General features: G+C 66.1%; 16 protein-coding genes and 1 pseudogene. 5 read left to right on the top strand and 12 right to left on the bottom strand.

The genetic code is table 11. The features are described 5' to 3' along the window. Positions 1-9 precede the first annotated feature (9 nt). The 5 genes from lptB to argS all read right to left on the bottom strand — a co-directional run bounded on the left by lptB (position 10) and on the right by argS (position 4,774). Positions 10-786: an LPS export ABC transporter ATP-binding protein gene (gene lptB / locus AC1DHL_RS22285; RefSeq protein WP_478101864.1), complete on the bottom strand. Its 777-nt coding sequence runs from the start codon at positions 784-786 to the stop codon at positions 10-12. 10 nt (positions 787-796) lie between these two features. Next, positions 797-1,492 (bottom strand): lipopolysaccharide transport periplasmic protein LptA, encoded by a 696-nt coding sequence (lptA, locus tag AC1DHL_RS22280; RefSeq protein WP_478101862.1) that lies wholly within the window; start codon positions 1,490-1,492, stop codon positions 797-799. Positions 1,493-1,614: 122 nt separating this feature from the next. Further along, on the bottom strand, positions 1,615-2,262 hold the full coding sequence (locus AC1DHL_RS22275) for a thiol:disulfide interchange protein DsbA/DsbL (protein ID WP_478101860.1): 648 nt from the start codon (positions 2,260-2,262) through the stop codon (positions 1,615-1,617). 82 nt (positions 2,263-2,344) lie between these two features. Then, positions 2,345-3,088, bottom strand: a complete 744-nt coding sequence (locus AC1DHL_RS22270; RefSeq protein ID WP_478101858.1) for an SPOR domain-containing protein — start codon at positions 3,086-3,088, stop codon at positions 2,345-2,347. Between the two features lie 12 nt (positions 3,089-3,100). After that, positions 3,101-4,774 (bottom strand): arginine--tRNA ligase, encoded by a 1,674-nt coding sequence (gene argS / locus AC1DHL_RS22265; RefSeq protein ID WP_478101856.1) that lies wholly within the window; start codon positions 4,772-4,774, stop codon positions 3,101-3,103. Positions 4,775-4,915: 141 nt separating this feature from the next. Between argS and AC1DHL_RS22260 the strand changes: the two genes are divergently transcribed. Further along, on the top strand, positions 4,916-5,179 hold the full coding sequence (locus AC1DHL_RS22260; RefSeq protein WP_478101854.1) for a hypothetical protein: 264 nt from the start codon (positions 4,916-4,918) through the stop codon (positions 5,177-5,179). A gap of 133 nt (positions 5,180-5,312) precedes the next feature. Here AC1DHL_RS22260 and AC1DHL_RS22255 read toward each other — a convergent pair whose 3' ends face one another. The 3 genes from AC1DHL_RS22255 to AC1DHL_RS22245 are packed head-to-tail and all read right to left on the bottom strand — an operon-like array spanning position 5,313 to position 8,782. Next, positions 5,313-7,352 carry a fused MFS/spermidine synthase gene (locus tag AC1DHL_RS22255; RefSeq protein WP_478163390.1) on the bottom strand — a complete coding sequence of 680 codons (2,040 nt, stop codon included), beginning with the start codon at positions 7,350-7,352 and terminating at the stop codon, positions 5,313-5,315. A 6-nt stretch (positions 7,353-7,358) separates the two neighbouring features. After that, on the bottom strand, positions 7,359-7,817 hold the full coding sequence (locus AC1DHL_RS22250; RefSeq protein WP_478101850.1) for a DUF2214 family protein: 459 nt from the start codon (positions 7,815-7,817) through the stop codon (positions 7,359-7,361). After that, complete coding sequence (locus AC1DHL_RS22245; RefSeq protein WP_478101848.1) at positions 7,814-8,782, bottom strand: LysR family transcriptional regulator; 969 nt, start codon at positions 8,780-8,782, stop codon at positions 7,814-7,816. The genes AC1DHL_RS22250 and AC1DHL_RS22245 overlap by 4 nt, the downstream gene beginning before the upstream one ends. A gap of 60 nt (positions 8,783-8,842) precedes the next feature. Here AC1DHL_RS22245 and chrA point away from each other — a divergent pair, with 60 nt between their 5' ends. Next, positions 8,843-10,189: a chromate efflux transporter gene (chrA, locus tag AC1DHL_RS22240; RefSeq protein WP_478163389.1), complete on the top strand. Its 1,347-nt coding sequence runs from the start codon at positions 8,843-8,845 to the stop codon at positions 10,187-10,189. Positions 10,190-10,285: 96 nt separating this feature from the next. Continuing rightward, complete coding sequence (locus AC1DHL_RS22235; RefSeq protein ID WP_478101844.1) at positions 10,286-10,672, top strand: VOC family protein; 387 nt, start codon at positions 10,286-10,288, stop codon at positions 10,670-10,672. 3 nt (positions 10,673-10,675) lie between these two features. On the opposite strand, the gene AC1DHL_RS22230 is transcribed toward AC1DHL_RS22235, so the two are convergent. Beyond that, complete coding sequence (locus AC1DHL_RS22230; protein WP_478101842.1) at positions 10,676-11,866, bottom strand: CaiB/BaiF CoA transferase family protein; 1,191 nt, start codon at positions 11,864-11,866, stop codon at positions 10,676-10,678. Positions 11,867-11,954: 88 nt separating this feature from the next. Beyond that, positions 11,955-12,062, bottom strand: a pseudogene (locus AC1DHL_RS22225) (hydroxymethylglutaryl-CoA lyase); the annotation flags it as partial. A 110-nt stretch (positions 12,063-12,172) separates the two neighbouring features. Here AC1DHL_RS22225 and AC1DHL_RS22220 point away from each other — a divergent pair. Beyond that, on the top strand, positions 12,173-12,913 hold the full coding sequence (locus AC1DHL_RS22220) for an IclR family transcriptional regulator (protein ID WP_478101840.1): 741 nt from the start codon (positions 12,173-12,175) through the stop codon (positions 12,911-12,913). A gap of 230 nt (positions 12,914-13,143) precedes the next feature. Continuing rightward, positions 13,144-15,321, top strand: coding sequence for a malate synthase G (locus AC1DHL_RS22215; protein WP_478163388.1), 2,178 nt, complete (start codon positions 13,144-13,146; stop codon positions 15,319-15,321). Here AC1DHL_RS22215 and AC1DHL_RS22210 read toward each other — a convergent pair whose 3' ends face one another. Next, a complete protein-coding gene (locus AC1DHL_RS22210) occupies positions 15,322-16,017 on the bottom strand; it encodes a ProQ/FINO family protein (protein WP_478163387.1) in 696 nt (231 codons plus the stop codon). 71 nt (positions 16,018-16,088) lie between these two features. Next, entirely contained in the window at positions 16,089-17,021 is a 933-nt protein-coding gene (locus AC1DHL_RS22205; RefSeq protein WP_478163386.1) for a LysR substrate-binding domain-containing protein, read from the bottom strand. Positions 17,022-17,073: the final 52 nt, after the last annotated feature.

The following is a 17,073-nucleotide window of genomic DNA, read 5'->3' as shown; positions in this document are numbered from 1 at the left end:
GGAACGCGATCACATTCTGAAATGCTCGCCGAGGTAGACGCGCCGCACATCGGCGTTGTCGACAATCTCCGAAGGCGTGCCCTGGGCGAGCACATGCCCGTCGCTGATGATGAAAGCGTGATCGCAGATGCCCAGCGTTTCACGGACGTTGTGGTCGGTGATCAGCACACCGATGCCGCGCTCCTTCAGGAAGCTGATGATTCGCTGGATCTCGATCACCGCAATCGGGTCGATGCCCGCGAACGGTTCGTCGAGCAGGATGAAACGCGGCTGCGTGGCGAGGGCGCGGGCGATCTCGACGCGGCGGCGCTCGCCGCCGGACAGGGCCAGGGCCGGGGAATCGCGCAGGTGGTCGACGCGCAGGTCGGCCAGGAGTTCGGCCAGATGCTCCTCGATGCGCCGCTTGCTCAGGGGCGCCGGTCGCCCGTGGGCGTCGGGTTCGTACTGCAACTCGAGCACGGCCCGGACGTTTTCCTCGACCGTGAGCTTGCGAAAGATCGACGCTTCCTGCGGCAGGTAGCTCAGCCCCATGCGCGCGCGCCGGTGGATCGGCATGTGGGCGATCGGCTCGCCGTCGATGGTGATGTCGCCGGCATCGGCGCGAACCAGGCCGACGATCATGTAGAAGGACGTCGTCTTGCCTGCGCCGTTGGGGCCCAGCAGGCCGACGACCTCGCCCTTCTGCACGCCCAGGGACACGTCCTTGACGACCGTGCGGCTGCCGTAACTCTTTTGCAGGCCACGCGCCTCGAGGCGGCTTTCCGCCATGTCCGCGCCTGCGCTCATACCAGCGGTTTCAATCACTCTTTGCTTCTCCGCCCAGCGTGGTGGTGGACCGCAAGCCCTTGCCCTCGGCCGGCTTGGCGGCTGCGGCAGGCGCCGGCTTGGCACCAGGGGCGGCGCCCGGCGCCGCGGCGGTCTTGGGGGTGAGGATGGCCCGGACGCGGCCGCCGGGCTGGCTTGCCACGCCAGCGTTCGGTGGCAGCGACGAGCCATTGACCGTGAAGGTGTCGTTGCTCTGGTCGTAGACGATCAGCGGCCCGCTGCTCTCGTCGCTGACGGTGGCGCCGATCAGCCGACGCATCACCGCCTGGCGGATGAACTTCACGTTGTCGGCGCGGCTGTCGTATTCGATGGTCTCGCCCTGGCCTTCGATCCACTCGTCGGTGCCGGCATCCCGCTTCTGCTTGAAATATGCCAACTTTCCGGGCGCAGCAGTGACGACGCCGTACTGGTAGCCCTCGGGATCCTGCCGCACGTCGATGCGGTCGCCGCGAACGACGATCGTGCCCTTGGTGACCACCACATTGCCGGTGAACACGCTGGTCTGCTTGAGATCGTCGTAGCGCATCGAGTCCGCTTCGATGTTCATGGGCTTGGCGCGGTCGGCCTTTTCGGCCTGCGCGACCGAGGCCATGCCGGTCAGGGCCAGAGCCAGCCACAGAGCGCGACCGGCATGACGAAAGGGAGTGGAGGTGAGGGGCGATTTCATAGAGGCACGAAACTTGCTCTGCGATTGTATGCCCCCGGGGGATGCGGCCTTGCGCGGCCTTGACGAAAAAGCCCGCCAAAGCGGGCCTTTCGGGGGAAGGAAGTCGGGTCGGCCCGACCTTGTCAGCCCTTTCGGGCTTCGGCGACGAGGGAATCCACGACCTGCAGCGCGCGTTCCATGGAACCGGCCGTTTCACCATCGACATACCAGCGCCCGGCCACGCCGAATGCCGGCACGCCGGCCACCTGGAAGTCGCTCGTGAGCTGGCTGGCGCGCTTGGCCTTGCCGACCACGGAGAAGGACTTGAACAGTTCGGCGAACTTCTTGGCGTCCAGGCCCGGCTGCTTCTCGGCCCAGGCCAGGATGGCCGCGTCGCCCATGATGGGCTGGCGCTGCTTGTGAATGGCGTCGAACAGGATCGGCTGGAACTCGTCCACCTTGCCCATGGCTTCGAGCGTGTAGTAGAGGCGCTGCTTGGCTTCGGTGTCGTTGCCCACGAAGGGAACCGGAACGCGCTTGAACGCGACGTGAGGTGGCAGCTTCTTGGCCCAGGCTTCCAGTTGTGGCTCGAACGCCGCACAGTGCGGGCAGTTGTACGAAAAGAATTCGATCACCTCGACCTTGCCGGCCGGCGTGTCGACCGGCGCAGGCTTGCCCAGGACGATGTAGTCCTTGCCGGCCTTGGGTGGCTGCTGCTGCGCGTACGAAGGGGCAACCAGCGGAAGAAGACCCAGCGAAGCTGCGGCCAGCGAAAAGTCACGACGTTTCATATATGAAATTCTCCTATGCGGCTGAAAGAGCCCGGGGTCCGGGTGGAGTTCCCGGACCTGTCGAGGTAAAGAATGGCAAAGCTCAACGCTGGACGCGTACCAGGGCGGACTCGAGGCCGCCGCTGTCCAGTCGCTCCTTGAGCTGATCGGCGTCGTCCTTCTTGTTGAACGGGCCGGCACGCACACGGTACACGGTGCGCCCTGCCTGCTCGCGCTCGGTCACGCGGGCTTCGACGCCCATCAGCGACAGCTTGGCGCGCTGGGCCTCGGCATCCTCCGGGGTGCGGTAGGCGCCGGCCTGCACGAAGTACACGAAAGGATCGCCGCTGGCGCCAGATGAACTTGCGCTCGCAGTCGTGCTCGACCCCATCCCCGACCGCGCGCGGGCCAGATCGCCCAGCGGGTCGCTCGATGGCGTCGCATTGGCCTCGGCCGGCACCGGCGCGGTGCGCGCCGGGCGTGTCGGCGTTGCCGAATCGCTGCCTCGGGCGCTGGGCGCCACGACCACCGGCACGGGCGCCGAGGTCGGCGGATTGAGCGGGCCGACCGTCGCCGGCTGGGGTGGCGTCGCCGTCGCGGTGGCTGCCGCTGCCGGCGGACGGGCGGGCGCCGACGCCTTGCCTGCGAGCGGCGCGTTCGGATCCCAATCCCGGTTCTTGCGCGCCTCGGCTTCGTCCTGCTCGGGGCCGCTGCGCTGGGTCTTCGTCATGAACGGGATCGGCACCTTGGTCACATAGACCGCGATGCCGAGGGCCACGCCGAGCCCGAGCACGAGGCCGATGATCAACCCGATGACGATGTTGCCGCTGCTATGTCTTTTTTTCATGGTGGAAGGTAATCACATCTTCTGCGGCGAGCTGACGCCGAGAACAGCGAGGCCATTGTGCAGCACCTGTGCGGTGGCGGCGACGAGGGCCAGGCGGGCCAGTTTCACGGGCTCCTCGTCGACCAGGATGCGCTCGGCATCGTAGTAGCTGTGGTAGCTCGCGGCCAGCTCGCGCAGATAGAAGGTCACGTCGTGCGGCGCGAAATCCTTGGCCGCGGCGGTGAGCATGGTCGGATATTTGGCGATCTGCAGGAGCAAGGCCTGCGAGGCAGCGCTCTGCAGCGGCGACAGGTCGACATCATTCAGCGTGGCGACATCGCCGCCCCAGGCCGCCAGCACCGAGCAGATGCGCGCATGCGCGTACTGCACGTAGTAGACGGGGTTGTCGTTGTTCTGCGCCAGCGCGAGATCGATGTCGAAGGTGTATTCGGTGTCGGGCTTGCGGCTCAACAGGAAGAAGCGCACCGCATCGGTGCTGGTCCATTCGATCAGGTCGCGCAGCGTGACGTAGCTGCCGGCGCGCTTGCTGATCTTGACCTCTTCGCCGCCGCGCATCACGCGCACCATGGTGTGCAGCACGTAGTCAGGGTAGCCGGCCGGGATGCCTTCGCCCGCGGCCTGCAGGCCGGCGCGCACGCGTGCGATCGTCCCGTGGTGGTCTGTGCCCTGGATGTTGACGACCTTGTGGAAGCCACGCTCCCACTTCGCGATGTGATACGCCACATCGGGCACGAAGTAGGTGTACGTGCCGTCACCCTTGCGCATGACGCGGTCCTTGTCGTCGCCGTATTCGGTGGACTTGAGCCACAGCGCGCCGTCATGCTCGTAGGTCTTGCCGGCGTCGATGAGCTTCTTCACCGTCGCCTCGACGCGACCGCTGGTGTAGAGGCTGGACTCCAGGTAGTAGTTGTCGAATTTCACCTGGAAGGCCTTCAGGTCCAGGTCCTGCTCGTGGCGCAGGTAGGCGACGGCGAACTGGCGGATCGAATCGATGTCTTCGACATCGCCGCTGGCGGTGTATTCGCGGTCGTCCGAGCGGACTGTCTTCTTCGCCTTGAAGTCCTCGGCGATGTCGGCGATGTATTCGCCGTTATAGGCCTGCTCGGGCCATTGCGGGTCGCCCGGCTTGAGGCCCTTGGCGCGCAGTTGCGTACTGTTCGCGAGCGTCTGGATCTGCACGCCGGCGTCGTTGTAATAGAACTCGCGATAGACGCTCTGACCCTGCGTCGCGAGCAGGTTGCAGATGGCGTCGCCCAGCGCCGCCTGGCGCCCGTGGCCCACATGCAGGGGGCCCGTGGGGTTGGCGGAAACGAATTCGACCAGGACGCGTTCACCGCCGGAGGCCTGATGGCCAAAAGCGTCGCGCGCCGCCAGCACCTCGCGGACGACCTGTTGCTTGGCGGCGGTCTTGAGGCGGATGTTGAGAAAACCGGGACCGGCGATTTCGATGGCCTCGACCCATTGAGTGAAGGCCGGCGTCGCGCGCAAGGCGGTGCTGAGCTCTTCAGCCAGTTCGCGCGGCTTGCGCTGGAGCGGCTTGGCGAGCTGCATGGCGGCCGTGCTTGCGAAGTCGCCGTGGGCCGCCACCTTGGGCGACTCGAACGCGGCCTTGCTGCCGGCGCCGGGCGAGAGGGATTCGAGCGTGTTCGCGAGCGCCGCGAGCAGCTCCTGTTTGACCAATAGCATCGCGGGATTTTACCGGGGTCAAAACCACGAACCCTAACGATCGTCAATGAACGTCATCCAACGGTGAACGTCGGCCGTTAGGATGGACAGCCCCTGGGTGGGGCAAACCAGTCACAACCCGTCCTCAAGGATTCATACACCATGAAAAAGCTCCTTTCCCTGTTGGCTCTGGGCGCCTCCCTGTCGTTCGGTGCAGCACACGCGCAATCCTGTGACGCCCAGGCCGCGGACAAGAAGCTGAATGGCGCCGCCAAGACCAGTTTCGTCAAGAAGTGCGAAAAAGACGCCAAGGCTGCCGTGGAGACTACTTGCGCCACGAAGGCGATCGACAAGAACGGCAAGCCCTTGGCGGGTGCCGCGAAGAACAGCTTCATGAAAAAGTGTGAGGCCGACGCGAAGGGCTGAACTGTTGCTCGCCCCCAGGTTGGCTCACTTCGTGTAGCCGCCCACCCCCTACCGGGGGCAACACCAGCGGCCTGGCAGAGCCAGTTCCGCGGTGTTTTACGAACAGGCCGGGCTGTGGCGGCCTTGGTCACTGTTACTTCAAGACGCCGAAAAGGTTGTTGTAGTCGTCGGTCCAGGGTTCCAGGCCGGCGATCTGCTCGATCTTTGAACTGGCCAGTCGGATCGCGTCGCGCGCGAGCACCTTGGGGTCGCGCGCGACGAGCACCCAGTCGGTGTTGCGCAGGCCCGGGTTGGCCGGCTCGTCGTGCACCAGCGCTACATGCAGGCCTTTGGCCAGCGCGATCTTCTCCACCACAGGCGCGAGTGCCAGGAATCGATTGGTGACGTGAAAGGCGACGATGCCTTCCGGGCGCATGTGCCTCAGGTAGACATCCATCGCCTCGCACGTGATGAGGTGGATCGGCACCGAATCGCCCGAGAACGCATCGACCGCCAGTACGTCGAAGGCCTGCGGCGGTTCGCGCTCCAGGGCCAGTCGTGCATCGCCGAGGACGCGTTCGATACGGGCCGGGCTGTCGGCAAGGAAGCTGAACTCGCTGTCGGCCAGGTCGAAGACTTCCGGATTGATTTCGTAAACGCGGTAGATGTCACCCGGCCGTCCGTAGGTGGCCAGCGTACCGGCGCCCAGTCCGACGAGGCCGATGCGTCGCGGTCTGGCCGGTGCCGCCGCGATGGCCAGGCCGATGCCGGAGCTGCGCCCGTAGTAGGTCGTGGGTTCGCGACGACGGCCGGGCGCCAGGTACTGCTCGCCGTGCTTGACCGAGCCGTGGTACATCTGGCGCACGCGATCCTTCGCTGCGCCGCGCAGCGTGTCGAGGGTGACCAGCGTGCCGTAGAAGTTGCGCTGCATGCGCCGCGCACCCGTCGCATCACCTTCCACCTGCAGGACGAGGAACCACGCGCAGGCGCCCGCCAACGCGAGCGAGGCGGCCATGCCGACGCGCCGCTGCCGCCAGAGCACGGCCGCGATCAGCGCGCACAGCGTGAGGCCGACGCCGAGTTCGTAGTACGCCGGCAGCACATGCGGCGCGACCAGCCCCACGCTCACACCACCCAGCGCGCCGCCCAGCGACAGCATCAGGTAGAAGCGCGTCAGGTACGCGCTGCCGGGCCGCAGCCGCGCCATCTCGCCATGGAGGAACATGCACAGCGCGAACAGGCCGACGACGTAGATCGGCAGCGCCGTCCGGAGGTTGGAGCCGAGGTTGTCCTGCAGCCCGAACGCGCACAGCGCCAACATCACCGCTGCGAGCGGCACGAAGACCGCGCGGCGATACCAGCGATCGCTCTCGAAGGTCAGCACGAAGCTCAGCAGGTAGACCGACAGCGGCAGCACCCACAGGAAAGGAATGGCCGCGACGTTCTGCGTGATGTGATTCGTGATGGCGAGCAGCAGCCACGAGCCGAGCGCGGGCAGGGCGAGCCACATCAGGTGATCGGCGAGTCCCGGCCTCGTGGTCGGGCTCGCCGCTTCGACGCTCGGCCTTCCGGCGGCCGGCAGCGCGGCTGCTGCCCAGTGTCGCGCCACGTACAGCGTGGTGGCGGCGCACAGCACCACGAACACCCCATAGGCGATCGACCAACCCCAAGCCTGCTGCACCACCGTGCTGCGCGGCTCGATCAGCACCGGATAGCTCAGCAGCGACGCGAGCGAGGCAAAGTTGGAAAGCGAGAAGTAGCGGTACACCTGCGCGCCCCAGGGCGTGCGTGCGACCCACGACTGGACCAGCGGACCCGTGGTCGACAGCAGGAAGTACGGCAGGCCGATGGTGCCGAGCAGCAGCCCGAGGATCCACAGCGTGGGGTCTTCGGCGCCGGTCGGTTTCCAGCGCGCGCTGGTCACGATCGGCAGGAAGGCCAGGCTCGCCAGCAACAGCCCGACATGCAGCTTCGCTTGCGCGCGCGTGCCGAGCCGGCGGGTGGTCCAGTCGGAATACGCATAGCCCGCGAGCAGCACGACCTGGAAGAAGACCATGCAGATCGACCACACCGCCGCCGACCCGCCGAACCAGGGCAGGATCTGCTTGGCGATCAGCGGCTGGACCAGGAAAAGCAGGAAGGCGCTGGTGAAGATGGTGCCCGCAAACAGCGCCTTGATGCTTGCCGGCCGCATCGGAGGCTAGCTCCTTGCGCCGAAGCCGCGCGCGAAGAACACGGCGACCAAAGGGATCACCGCGATGATGTGCGCCTGGATCATCACCAGCTTGCGCGTCTTGCGGATTTCAGCCTCGGGCGGGAGCGTGCCGCTCGACCGCAGCGTCTTGCGCCAGCGGACATAGGTGAGCGTCGGGAAGATGGAAATCACGCCGATGATGATGAAAAGAGCCAGCTTCACGTGAAGCAAAGGATTGGTCCAGTACCAGACCGTGCCCTTGATGCCCCACCAGGTGCGCGCGACGCCCGTGGCAAGCACCGCGACGGCCGCGATGCCGTAGACCATGTCGACCCTCGCCAGCCGTTCGACCACCGCCGCGTTGAGCCACTGGACCCGGCACAGGGCCGCCTCGCTGGAAATGAAGACCACCATGGTCAGGATGGCAAGGAAATGCAGGTAGGCAAGGATGGCTTCGAGCGTCATCGTGGAGATTCCTTCGTTTCCTTCGTTGTCGACGGCGCAGCGATTGTGCCGCCCCAGAACTCCGGCCGCGCATACTGCGCCTTCAGAAAATCGAGCCACAGGCGCACCCGCAATGGCAAATGCTTGCGCTGCGGAAACACCGCGTAGATGCCGTTCGGCGGCGCCGCGAATTCGTCGAGCAGCGGCATCAGCAAGCCGGCGTCGATTTCTGCTTCGACCTCCCAGGTGCTGCGCCACGCAATGCCGTGGCCGGCCAGGCACCAATCGTGGAGCACCTGGCCGTCAGAGCAGTCGAGCGGTCCGGTCGGCTTGAGATGGATCACCTCGTGGTCTCCGTCGCCGGTCGGCACGCGGAAGGCCCAGCCGCGTGTTTGCGATGCGTCGCTCGACAGGCTCAGGCAGGCGAAGCGCGCCAATTCGCCCGGATGACGCGGCGCGCCGTGCCGGCGCACGAAATCGGGCGTCGCAACACAGCGGCGCCGGTTGTCGGCAAGGCGCAGGCTCACCAGCGACGAATCGGGCAGGTCGCCGACGCGCACCGCACAGTCAAAGCTCTCGCCCGCCATGTCGACGAGCCGATCGCTCAGGTTCAGGGAGATGGTCACCTCCGGATGCTGTTCATGAAAACGCGGCACCAGGGGCGCCACGTGCCGCCGGCCGAAGCCCGCCGGCGCCGTCACGCGCAGATGGCCGCTGGCCTTGACGCCGCCCGCGCTGACGCTGGCCTCCGCATTCGCGAGTTCGACCAGCAGGCGCTGGCAATCCTCCAGGAAAGCGCTCCCCTCATGCGTGAGGGTGATGCGCCGCGTGGTGCGCAGCAGCAGCTTGACGCCCAGGCGTTCTTCGAGCGCGTCGAGGCGGCGGCCGATGATGGCCGGCGCCACGCCCTCCGCCTTGGCCGCCGCCGTGAGGCTGCCGCGCGCGGCGATCGAGACGAAGGATTCGAGTTGCTTGAGTCTGTCCATGGCAGGCGCCAATGATGCCTTCACGCGCCGCTGCCGGGGCAAGTCGCTTAGGCTCGGGACATGAATCCTTCCAAGCCGCCGGCACCCATCAGCTTCGCGGAAGCCTTTCGGTTCTGGCTCAAGCTGGGGTTCATCAGCTTCGGCGGCCCGGCCGGGCAGATCGCGATCATGCACACCGAACTGGTGGAGCGCAGACGCTGGATCAGCGAGAAGCGCTTTCTGCATGCGCTCAACTATTGCATGCTGCTCCCCGGCCCGGAGGCCCAGCAACTGGCCACGTACATCGGGTGGCTGATGCATCGCACCTGGGGCGGCATCATCGCCGGGGCACTGTTCGTGCTGCCGTCGCTGTTCATCCTGATCGCGCTGTCGTGGATCTACCTGCGCTTCGGCAACGTGCCGCTGGTGGCGGGCATCTTCTACGGCATCAAGCCCGCCGTCACGGCCATCGTTCTGCATGCCGCGCACCGCATCGGCACCCGCGCGCTGAAGAATGCCTGGATGTGGGGCATCGCCGGGGCAGCCTTCGTCGCGATCTTTGTCTTCGACACGCCGTTCCCCGCCATCGTTGCCGCCGCAGGATTGATCGGCCATTTCGGCGCGCGCCAGGCACCGGGCGTTTTCGCGATAGGCGGCAGCCATGGAAACGGGGACAAGCGCTACGGGCCCGCAGTGATCGACGACGACACGCCGACGCCACCTCATGCGCGCTTCTCGCGCGGTCATCTGGCAAGACTGCTGGCCGTCGGGATCGGGCTGTGGGCCGCGGCGATGGGCGCACTCATCGCCAGCCAAGGCCTGCAGGCAACGCTCACGCAGATGGGCTGGTTCTTCACCAAGGCCGCGCTGCTGACCTTTGGCGGTGCCTACGCGGTATTGCCTTACGTCTACCAGGGCGCGGTCGAACAGCATCACTGGCTGTCGGGCGCGCAGATGATCGATGGCCTGGCCCTCGGCGAAACCACGCCCGGCCCGCTGATCATGGTGGTGGCCTTCGTCGGATTCGTGGGCGGCTGGACCCAGCGGGTGCTCGGGCCGGACGCCGTCTTCCTGGGCGGTGCACTGGCCGCCGCGGTGGTCACCTTCTTCACCTTCCTGCCTTCGTTCGTCTTCATCCTCGTCGGCGGGCCGCTGGTCGAGGCCACGCACGGGAAGCTCGGCTTCACCGCACCGCTGTCGGCGGTCACGGCCGCCGTGGTGGGCGTGATCCTGAATCTCGCGCTGTTCTTCGCGTACCACGTGTTCTGGCCGAAGGGTTTCGGCGGGCGCTTCGATGCGGTGTCGGCTGTCATTGCCGTCGCCGCGGTCGTGGCGCTGTTCCGGTTCAAGGTCGGCGTGATGCCGCTGCTCGGCGTCTGCGCAGTTGCAGGGTTGGCGATCACCCTGGTCGTCCCCGGGCTTCGCTGAGAAGCATCGACCAATGGGCGTAGGCCTTCCTGCGCATGGCGAAGTGGACCCGAACGGCCTACAAGGAGCCTGTCGAGAACTGTGTGGAGCACCACCATGAGCCCACTCGCGTCCAGCCACGTCACTTGCATGCTGCCCGTGAAGGATCTCGCCCGGGCGCGACGGTTCTACGAAGACGCCCTTGGGCTGGAGCCGCTCGGCGCCAAACCGGACGGCAAGTTCATCTACCGTTGCGGCGGCACCGAACTGGCCCTGTTCCCGAAGCCCGAAGGCACCAAGGCGGAACACACGGCAGTGAGTTTTCGCGTGGCGGACATCGGCGAATCCGTGGCTGCGCTGAAGGAACGCGGCGTGCGCTTCGCCGATTACGACCTGCCCGGGCTCAAGACGGTCGAGCACGTCTGCGTGCTCGGGTCGGAGAAGGCAGCCTGGTTCGAGGACCCCGAAGGCAACATCCTGTGCCTTCATGAAGACCTGAGATGAGCGTCACTCTCCGGTGGTGATGTTCTGCGCCTTGAGCGCGGCGATCTGCGCATCGCTGTAGCCCACCTCCTTGAGCAACGCATTCGTGTGCTCGCCGAGCAGCGGCGGCTGCAGGCGGATGCCGGGGCGTTCGCCGCCGAGCGTGAAAGGCATGAGCGGCACCTTCGACTGGCTGCCGTCGTTCATTCGGACCGGTGCGAGCCCGCCCGTGGCATTGAGGTGCGGGTCGTCGAACAGGTCCTGCGGCTTGGTGATGGGCGCGAAGGGCAGTTCGTTCTTCTCGAACACCGCGCTGAGTTCCGCGGCGCTGTGGTTCGCCATGTGCGAGCGCAGGATGGGCATCATCCAGTCGCGCGCCAGCACGCGGTCGTTGTTGGTCTTCAGGCGCGGGTCCGCCAGCAGGTCGTCGAGCCCGAAGGCCTTGCAGAAGATCGCCCACTGCTTGTCGCTCACCGCGGCCAGGAAGATCTGCTCGCCGTCCTTCACGGTGAAGACGTCGTACACGCCCCAGGCCGAGATACGGCTCGGCATCGGGTCGGCAGCCTTGCCGGTGGCGGCGAACTGCATCATGTGCTGCGCGACGAGGAAGATGTTGTTCTCGAACAGAGCGGATTGCACTTCGCAGCCCTCGCCCGTGCGTTCGCGCTGACGCAGCGCGGCCATCGCGCCGATGGCACCGAACATGCCGCCCATGATGTCGTTCACGCTGGTGCCCGCGCGCAGCGGATCGCCCGAGCGGCCCGTCATATAGGCGAGTCCGCCCATCATCTGCACCACTTCGTCGAGCGCGGTCCGGTGGTCGTAGGGGCCGGGCAGGAAGCCCTTGTGACTCACGTAGATGAGGCGCGGGTTCAGCTTGCGGAGACTGTCGTAATCCAGCCCGAGCTTCTTCATCGTGCCGGGCTTGAAGTTCTCGCTCATGATGTCGGCCGTGGCGATGAGCCGCAGCGCCGCTTCCACACCCTCGGGCTTCTTCAGATCGAGGGCGATGCTCTTCTTGTTGCGGTTGAAGGTCGGGAAGAAGCCCGCGCCGGAGCCGAGCAGGCGCCGCGTGCTGTCGCCCTCGATCGGCTCGACCTTGATGACCTCGGCGCCAAGATCGCCAAGCAGCATGCCGCAGGTGGGGCCCATCACCATGTGGGTGAACTCGATGACGCGGACGCCCGCGTAGGGCAGCGGGGTGGATTCAGACATGGGCGGTTCCTTGGGTTCCTTGCATTCCTTGCGTGAAGCCCTTGGGCAGGCCGGCCTCGGGCGTCATGCCGTAGACCGGTTCGCCCGGCAGGCCGGCGATCCAGCGGAGCTTGTCGGGCGTCGGCATGGTCGCCTTGACCGACTGCAGGCCATCGCGCGGGCCGACCTCGCTGATGAGGACATCGGGGACTGTCACGATTCTTGTCTCCTGAAAGGGGCGAGGGTTATTTGACAGTTCTGTCTGATCGAACTACATTCCGTAGAACAGAATTAAACCCGGCAATCGTCCTTCCCGTCAAGAAAGCCATGCCCCGCAAAGCCCAAACCGAATCGATGTCAGACCATAACGCAGCGCCCGGCGGCGCGGCAGCGGTCGACCGCGCGCTGAGCCTTCTTTCCGCTTTCCAGCCCGGCGACGAAGCGCTGTCGCTGGCGCAACTGGCGGAGCGGACGCAACTCTACAAGAGTACCGCCTTGCGCCTGCTGGCTTCGCTGGAACACGCGCGCCTGATACGCCGGCAAGACGACGGCCGCTACGCATTGGGGAGCGAGATCGCGCGGCTGAATGCCCTGTATGCAGCCTCGTTCTCGCTGGACGACGTGGTGTTGCCGGTCCTGCGCGACCTCGTCGCAGCCACAGGCGAGAGCGCGGCCTACCACGTGCGCCAGCAGCAAGCCGGCGTCTGGGCGCGCCTATGCCTCTACCGCGTTGATTCCCCACACATCGTGCGCGACCACGTGCGCGCCGGCGACTTGCTGCCCGCCGATCGCGGCGCAGGCGCCCGCGTCCTCATCGCATTCGGCCCCCACGCCGAATGGCCGCGCAGCGCAAAAGACCGCAAGCTCTACGAATCGATCCGCGCCCAGGGCTACTGCGCCCTCGTCGGCGACCGCACGGCCGAACTAGGCGGCATCTCGGCCCCCGTGTTCCACGCCGATGGCCGCCTCGCCGCCGCAGTCACCCTCACCATGCCCGCGCACCGCTACGACGAGCGGTACATCGACCCCGTGCGCACCGCCGCCCACCGCCTCACAGGCCAGGTCTAAGGCCAGAAACAGCGCAATGGCGTTGTTGTCGAGATAGGTGCTGGCGATTTCGAGGGCAAGGAGGATGTTCGCGCCGCTTGTCAGGGCGTACCCTTTGACAAAAGCTGCGGCGTGGGCCGATTACCTTCATTTTTGTCATTGATAAAACCCGCTTTTCGTTATTACTGGCCAGTGAGGTATCGAATAAAGTTACCGGCTGCGCCCGCCTCAGCCTTCAAGGAGAAACGAACATGACCGCCCGCACCAACGTCCACGGCCTCCAGGTCGCCACCGAACTCCACCGCTTCGTCGAAGAAAAAGTCCTGCCCGCCACCGGTGTGGCGAGCGACGTCTTCTGGAAGGGCTTCGACGCCATCGTCAGCGAATTCGCGCCCAGGAACGTGGCGCTGCTGGCCGAGCGCGACCGCCTGCAGACGGAAATGGACAAGTGGCACAAGGCGCATCCCGGCCCGATCGCCGACATGCCGGCCTACCGCGCCTTCCTCGAATCGATCGGCTACCTGCTCCCGCAACCGAAGGACGTGACGGCGACCACCACCAACGTCGACGCCGAACTCGCGCTGCAAGCCGGCCCGCAACTGGTGGTGCCGATCCTGAACGCACGCTACGCGCTCAATGCCGCGAACGCACGCTGGGGCTCGCTGTATGACGCGCTCTATGGCACCGACGCCATTCCGGAAACCGGTGGCGCCGAAAAGGGCAAGGGCTACAACCCGGCACGTGGCGCGAAAGTCATCGAATTCGCGCGCAACGTGCTCGACCAGGCCGCGCCGCTGGAAAACGGCTCGCACAAGAACGCGACCGGCTACAAGGTCGAGCACGGCAAGTTGGTGATCGCGCTTCAGAGCAGCAGCACCGGCCTCAAGAATCCATCGCAGTTCATCGGCTACCAGGGCGACGCAGCCGCGCCGAAGTCGGTGCTGCTCAAGCACAACGGCATTCACCTCGACATCCAGATCGACCGCGGCACGCCCATCGGCAAGAGCGACGCGGCGGGCGTCAGCGACGTCGTGCTCGAAGCTGCGCTGTCGACCATCCTCGACCTCGAAGACTCCGTGGCGGTGGTCGATGCCGAGGACAAGGTGCTCGCCTATTCGAACTGGCTCGGCATCCTGCAGGGCACGCTGACCGAGGAAGTCGTCAAAGGCGGAAAGACCTTCACGCGCGGCCTCAACCCCGACCGCGAATACACCGGCGCCGACGGCAAACCGGTCAAGCTGCACGGCCGCTCGCTGATGTTCGTGCGCAATGTGGGCCACCTGATGACCAATCCAGCCATCCTGTATGCGGGCGACAAGGAGATCCCCGAAGGGATCATGGATGCGGTGATTACGACCACCATCGCGACCGTCGACCTCAAGCGCAAGGGCAACTCCCGCACGGGCAGTGTCTACATCGTCAAGCCGAAGATGCACGGCCCTGCCGAAGTGGCATTCGCGAGCGCGCTGTTTGGTCGCGTCGAAGAGTTGCTGGGCCTGCCGGCCAACACGGTCAAGCTCGGCATCATGGACGAGGAGCGCCGCACCAGCGTGAACCTCAAGGCCTGCATCGCCGAAGCGGCGTCGCGCGTGGCCTTCATCAACACCGGCTTCCTCGACCGCACGGGCGACGAGATGCACACCGCCATGCAGGCCGGCGCGATGCTGCGCAAGGGCGACATGAAGACCACGCCGTGGATCCAGGCGTACGAGAAGAACAACGTGCTGGTCGGCCTCTCGTGCGGCCTGCGCGGCAAGGCGCAGATCGGCAAGGGCATGTGGGCCATGCCCGACCTGATGGCCGCGATGCTCGAACAGAAGATCGGGCATCCCAAGGCCGGCGCGAACACAGCATGGGTGCCGTCGCCCACGGCCGCGACGCTGCACGCGCTGCACTACCACCAGGTCAGTGTCGCGGACGTGCAGAAGCAGTTGGAGCAGATCGACGCCAACGCCGAGCGCGACAACATCCTCAATGACCTGCTGAAGGTGCCCGTCGCAGCGCACGTGAACTGGACCGATGCCGAGCGCCAGCAAGAGCTCGACAACAACGTGCAGGGCATCCTGGGCTACGTCGTGCGCTGGATCGACCAGGGCGTGGGCTGCTCCAAGGTGCCGGACATCCACAACATCGGCCTGATGGAAGACCGTGCGACCCTGCGCATCTCCAGTCAGCACATCGCCAACTGGCTCCTGCACGGCGTGGTGACGCGCGAACAGGTCGATGCGACCTTCCAGCGCATGGCCGCGGTGGTCGACCAGCAGAACGCCGGCGACCCGCTCTACAAGAACATGGCCGGCAACTTCGACACCTCGTTCGCCTACAAGGCGGCGCAAGACCTGGTGTTCAAGGGCATCGAGCAGCCCAGCGGCTACACCGAGCCACTGCTGCACGCATGGCGCCTGAAGGTGAAGGCAGCGGCGACCTGATCAGCCCGGCCGACCGGCCCGCGCGCGCTCCAGGGTCCTGCCGACTTCGGCAGGATCCATCCCGTACATCTCGGCGAACTCCGCGACCGTACGGCCGCTGGCCTCGAAGGCGCGCAGCAGGGCTTCGCGCTTTGCCGTCCGTGCGCCGACTTCGGCAAACGCTTCGTCGAGCACGGCGTTCGAAGTCTCGTCGTTCGTGCGAACGGTCAGCATGTATTCCTCGCGCGTCAGGCCCGAAGACTCGACGGCCTCGACCAGCCTTGCGCGCAGCTTGGGCCGCAGGTCTTCTTCGGTGCGCGCCTGCCGGCGCTTGAAGACTTCGAGAATCGCATGGTGCACATGCTCGGGCGCGACGGGCTCGACGGGCACGCCGTTCAGGTCGTGGCGCTTCTCACCGGTGGCCACAGCCTCCAGATAGCGCGTGGAGCGCGCATGCAGGCCGAGCGCGATCTTGAGGTCTTCCTTCTTGAACTCATCCGAATGCAGGGCCAGCAGGTCCTGGTACACGCCGAGCTTGAGCGGCAGGAAGCGCGCGCCAAACATCTTGGGATAAAGCTCGAAGAGCTTTTCGAGCACGGGGTTGACCTTGCGCGGGCGCTGGGCGCCCTTGTCGCCCTTGTGTTGGGTGTTCTGCCGGTCGCGGCCGCCCTTCTTGGCAGCGGTTGGCGCGGGGGCGTTTTCGGTCGTCGAGGTCATCGGAATTTCTTGTCTGCGGAATCGGTGGCACATCGGGCGTGCGTAGCCCCCGACTTTAATGCCCCTGGGGTTCAGCCTCGGCGCGCGGCCTCGGCTTCTGCGCGCAACCAGCGCACAAAGTCCTGCGCGTCAGGATTGGCTGCGGCTCGGCGCGAGGTCTCGATGAAATACCCCCTGCGCGACGCAGCACCCTCGCCGAAAGGCGCCACGAGTTGCCCGGTCCGGACCAGTTCGCGCAGCAGCGGCAGGCGCCCGATCACCACGCCCTGCCCGGCTACCGCGGCAGCGACCGCGTCGGGGTATTGCGTGAAGCGCATGGTGTTCTTCATGCGGAGGTCGGTCAGGCCCATGACTTCGAGCCAGGGCTCCCAATCGGCGGTGGGTGCTTCGGCGTGGTTGGGCATGTCGACGGTCAGCAGGGTTTGCTCGACGAGATCGCTCGGTGCGTGCAGCGCTGCGGCGATGCGCGGCGCGCAGAGCGGCATGACCGATTCTTCGAACAGCGTCGGCCCGGTCCCCCGGTCGATCGGGACGAAACGGACCGCGAGATCGAGTCGGCTGCGCTCGAGATCCAGCACTTCGAGGGTGGCGGACATGCGGACGTCGACCATCGGATGGTCGGCCGTGAAGCGCGCGAGACGCGGAATGAGCCACAACGAGGCAAAGCCCGGCGTGGTGGTGAGCGCGACCTGGCGCAGCACCGGCACCGCCCGGACGCGCGCCGCCGCGTCGCGCAGTCGCTCCAGGGCCTCGACCACCGCGCGCTGGAAGACGCGGCCCGGCTCGGTGAGCGCCAGCGCCCGATGACGGCGCTCGAAAAGCATCACGCCGAGGCTGCTTTCGAGTTGCTGGATCTGCCGGCTGATGGCGGATTGCGTCAGGAAAAGCTCCCCTGCCGCCTGGGTAAAGCTCAGCGTGCGCGCCGCGGCCTCGAAGCTCCTCAGGAGCTCCAGCGGCGGCAGGTCGGCCGTGGTCGACAGTGGTTTCGCATTCTCCAGACGCATGTAATGAGTTCCGAATGACCGTATGACACTGGGACAAACGATGACTATATTC

This window comes from Variovorax sp. 10L426 (assembly GCF_056395305.1).
Note: the sequence above shows the minus strand (reverse complement) of the source record. Positions and strands in the feature narration are given on the sequence as shown.

Excerpts from the sequence above, each read along its gene's own strand:
- lptB (WP_478101864.1), bottom strand. The coding sequence starts at position 786 with ATGAGCGCAGGCGCGGACATGGCGGAAAGCCGCCTCGAGGCGCGTGGC.
- lptA (WP_478101862.1), bottom strand. The coding sequence starts at position 1,492 with ATGAAATCGCCCCTCACCTCCACTCCCTTTCGTCATGCCGGTCGCGCT.
- AC1DHL_RS22275 (WP_478101860.1), bottom strand. The coding sequence starts at position 2,262 with ATGAAACGTCGTGACTTTTCGCTGGCCGCAGCTTCGCTGGGTCTTCTT.
- AC1DHL_RS22270 (WP_478101858.1), bottom strand. The coding sequence starts at position 3,088 with ATGAAAAAAAGACATAGCAGCGGCAACATCGTCATCGGGTTGATCATC.
- argS (WP_478101856.1), bottom strand. The coding sequence starts at position 4,774 with ATGCTATTGGTCAAACAGGAGCTGCTCGCGGCGCTCGCGAACACGCTC.
- AC1DHL_RS22260 (WP_478101854.1), top strand. The coding sequence starts at position 4,916 with ATGAAAAAGCTCCTTTCCCTGTTGGCTCTGGGCGCCTCCCTGTCGTTC.
- AC1DHL_RS22255 (WP_478163390.1), bottom strand. The coding sequence starts at position 7,352 with ATGCGGCCGGCAAGCATCAAGGCGCTGTTTGCGGGCACCATCTTCACC.
- AC1DHL_RS22250 (WP_478101850.1), bottom strand. The coding sequence starts at position 7,817 with ATGACGCTCGAAGCCATCCTTGCCTACCTGCATTTCCTTGCCATCCTG.
- AC1DHL_RS22245 (WP_478101848.1), bottom strand. The coding sequence starts at position 8,782 with ATGGACAGACTCAAGCAACTCGAATCCTTCGTCTCGATCGCCGCGCGC.
- chrA (WP_478163389.1), top strand. The coding sequence starts at position 8,843 with ATGAATCCTTCCAAGCCGCCGGCACCCATCAGCTTCGCGGAAGCCTTT.
- AC1DHL_RS22235 (WP_478101844.1), top strand. The coding sequence starts at position 10,286 with ATGAGCCCACTCGCGTCCAGCCACGTCACTTGCATGCTGCCCGTGAAG.
- AC1DHL_RS22230 (WP_478101842.1), bottom strand. The coding sequence starts at position 11,866 with ATGTCTGAATCCACCCCGCTGCCCTACGCGGGCGTCCGCGTCATCGAG.
- AC1DHL_RS22220 (WP_478101840.1), top strand. The coding sequence starts at position 12,173 with ATGCCCCGCAAAGCCCAAACCGAATCGATGTCAGACCATAACGCAGCG.
- AC1DHL_RS22215 (WP_478163388.1), top strand. The coding sequence starts at position 13,144 with ATGACCGCCCGCACCAACGTCCACGGCCTCCAGGTCGCCACCGAACTC.
- AC1DHL_RS22210 (WP_478163387.1), bottom strand. The coding sequence starts at position 16,017 with ATGACCTCGACGACCGAAAACGCCCCCGCGCCAACCGCTGCCAAGAAG.
- AC1DHL_RS22205 (WP_478163386.1), bottom strand. The coding sequence starts at position 17,021 with ATGCGTCTGGAGAATGCGAAACCACTGTCGACCACGGCCGACCTGCCG.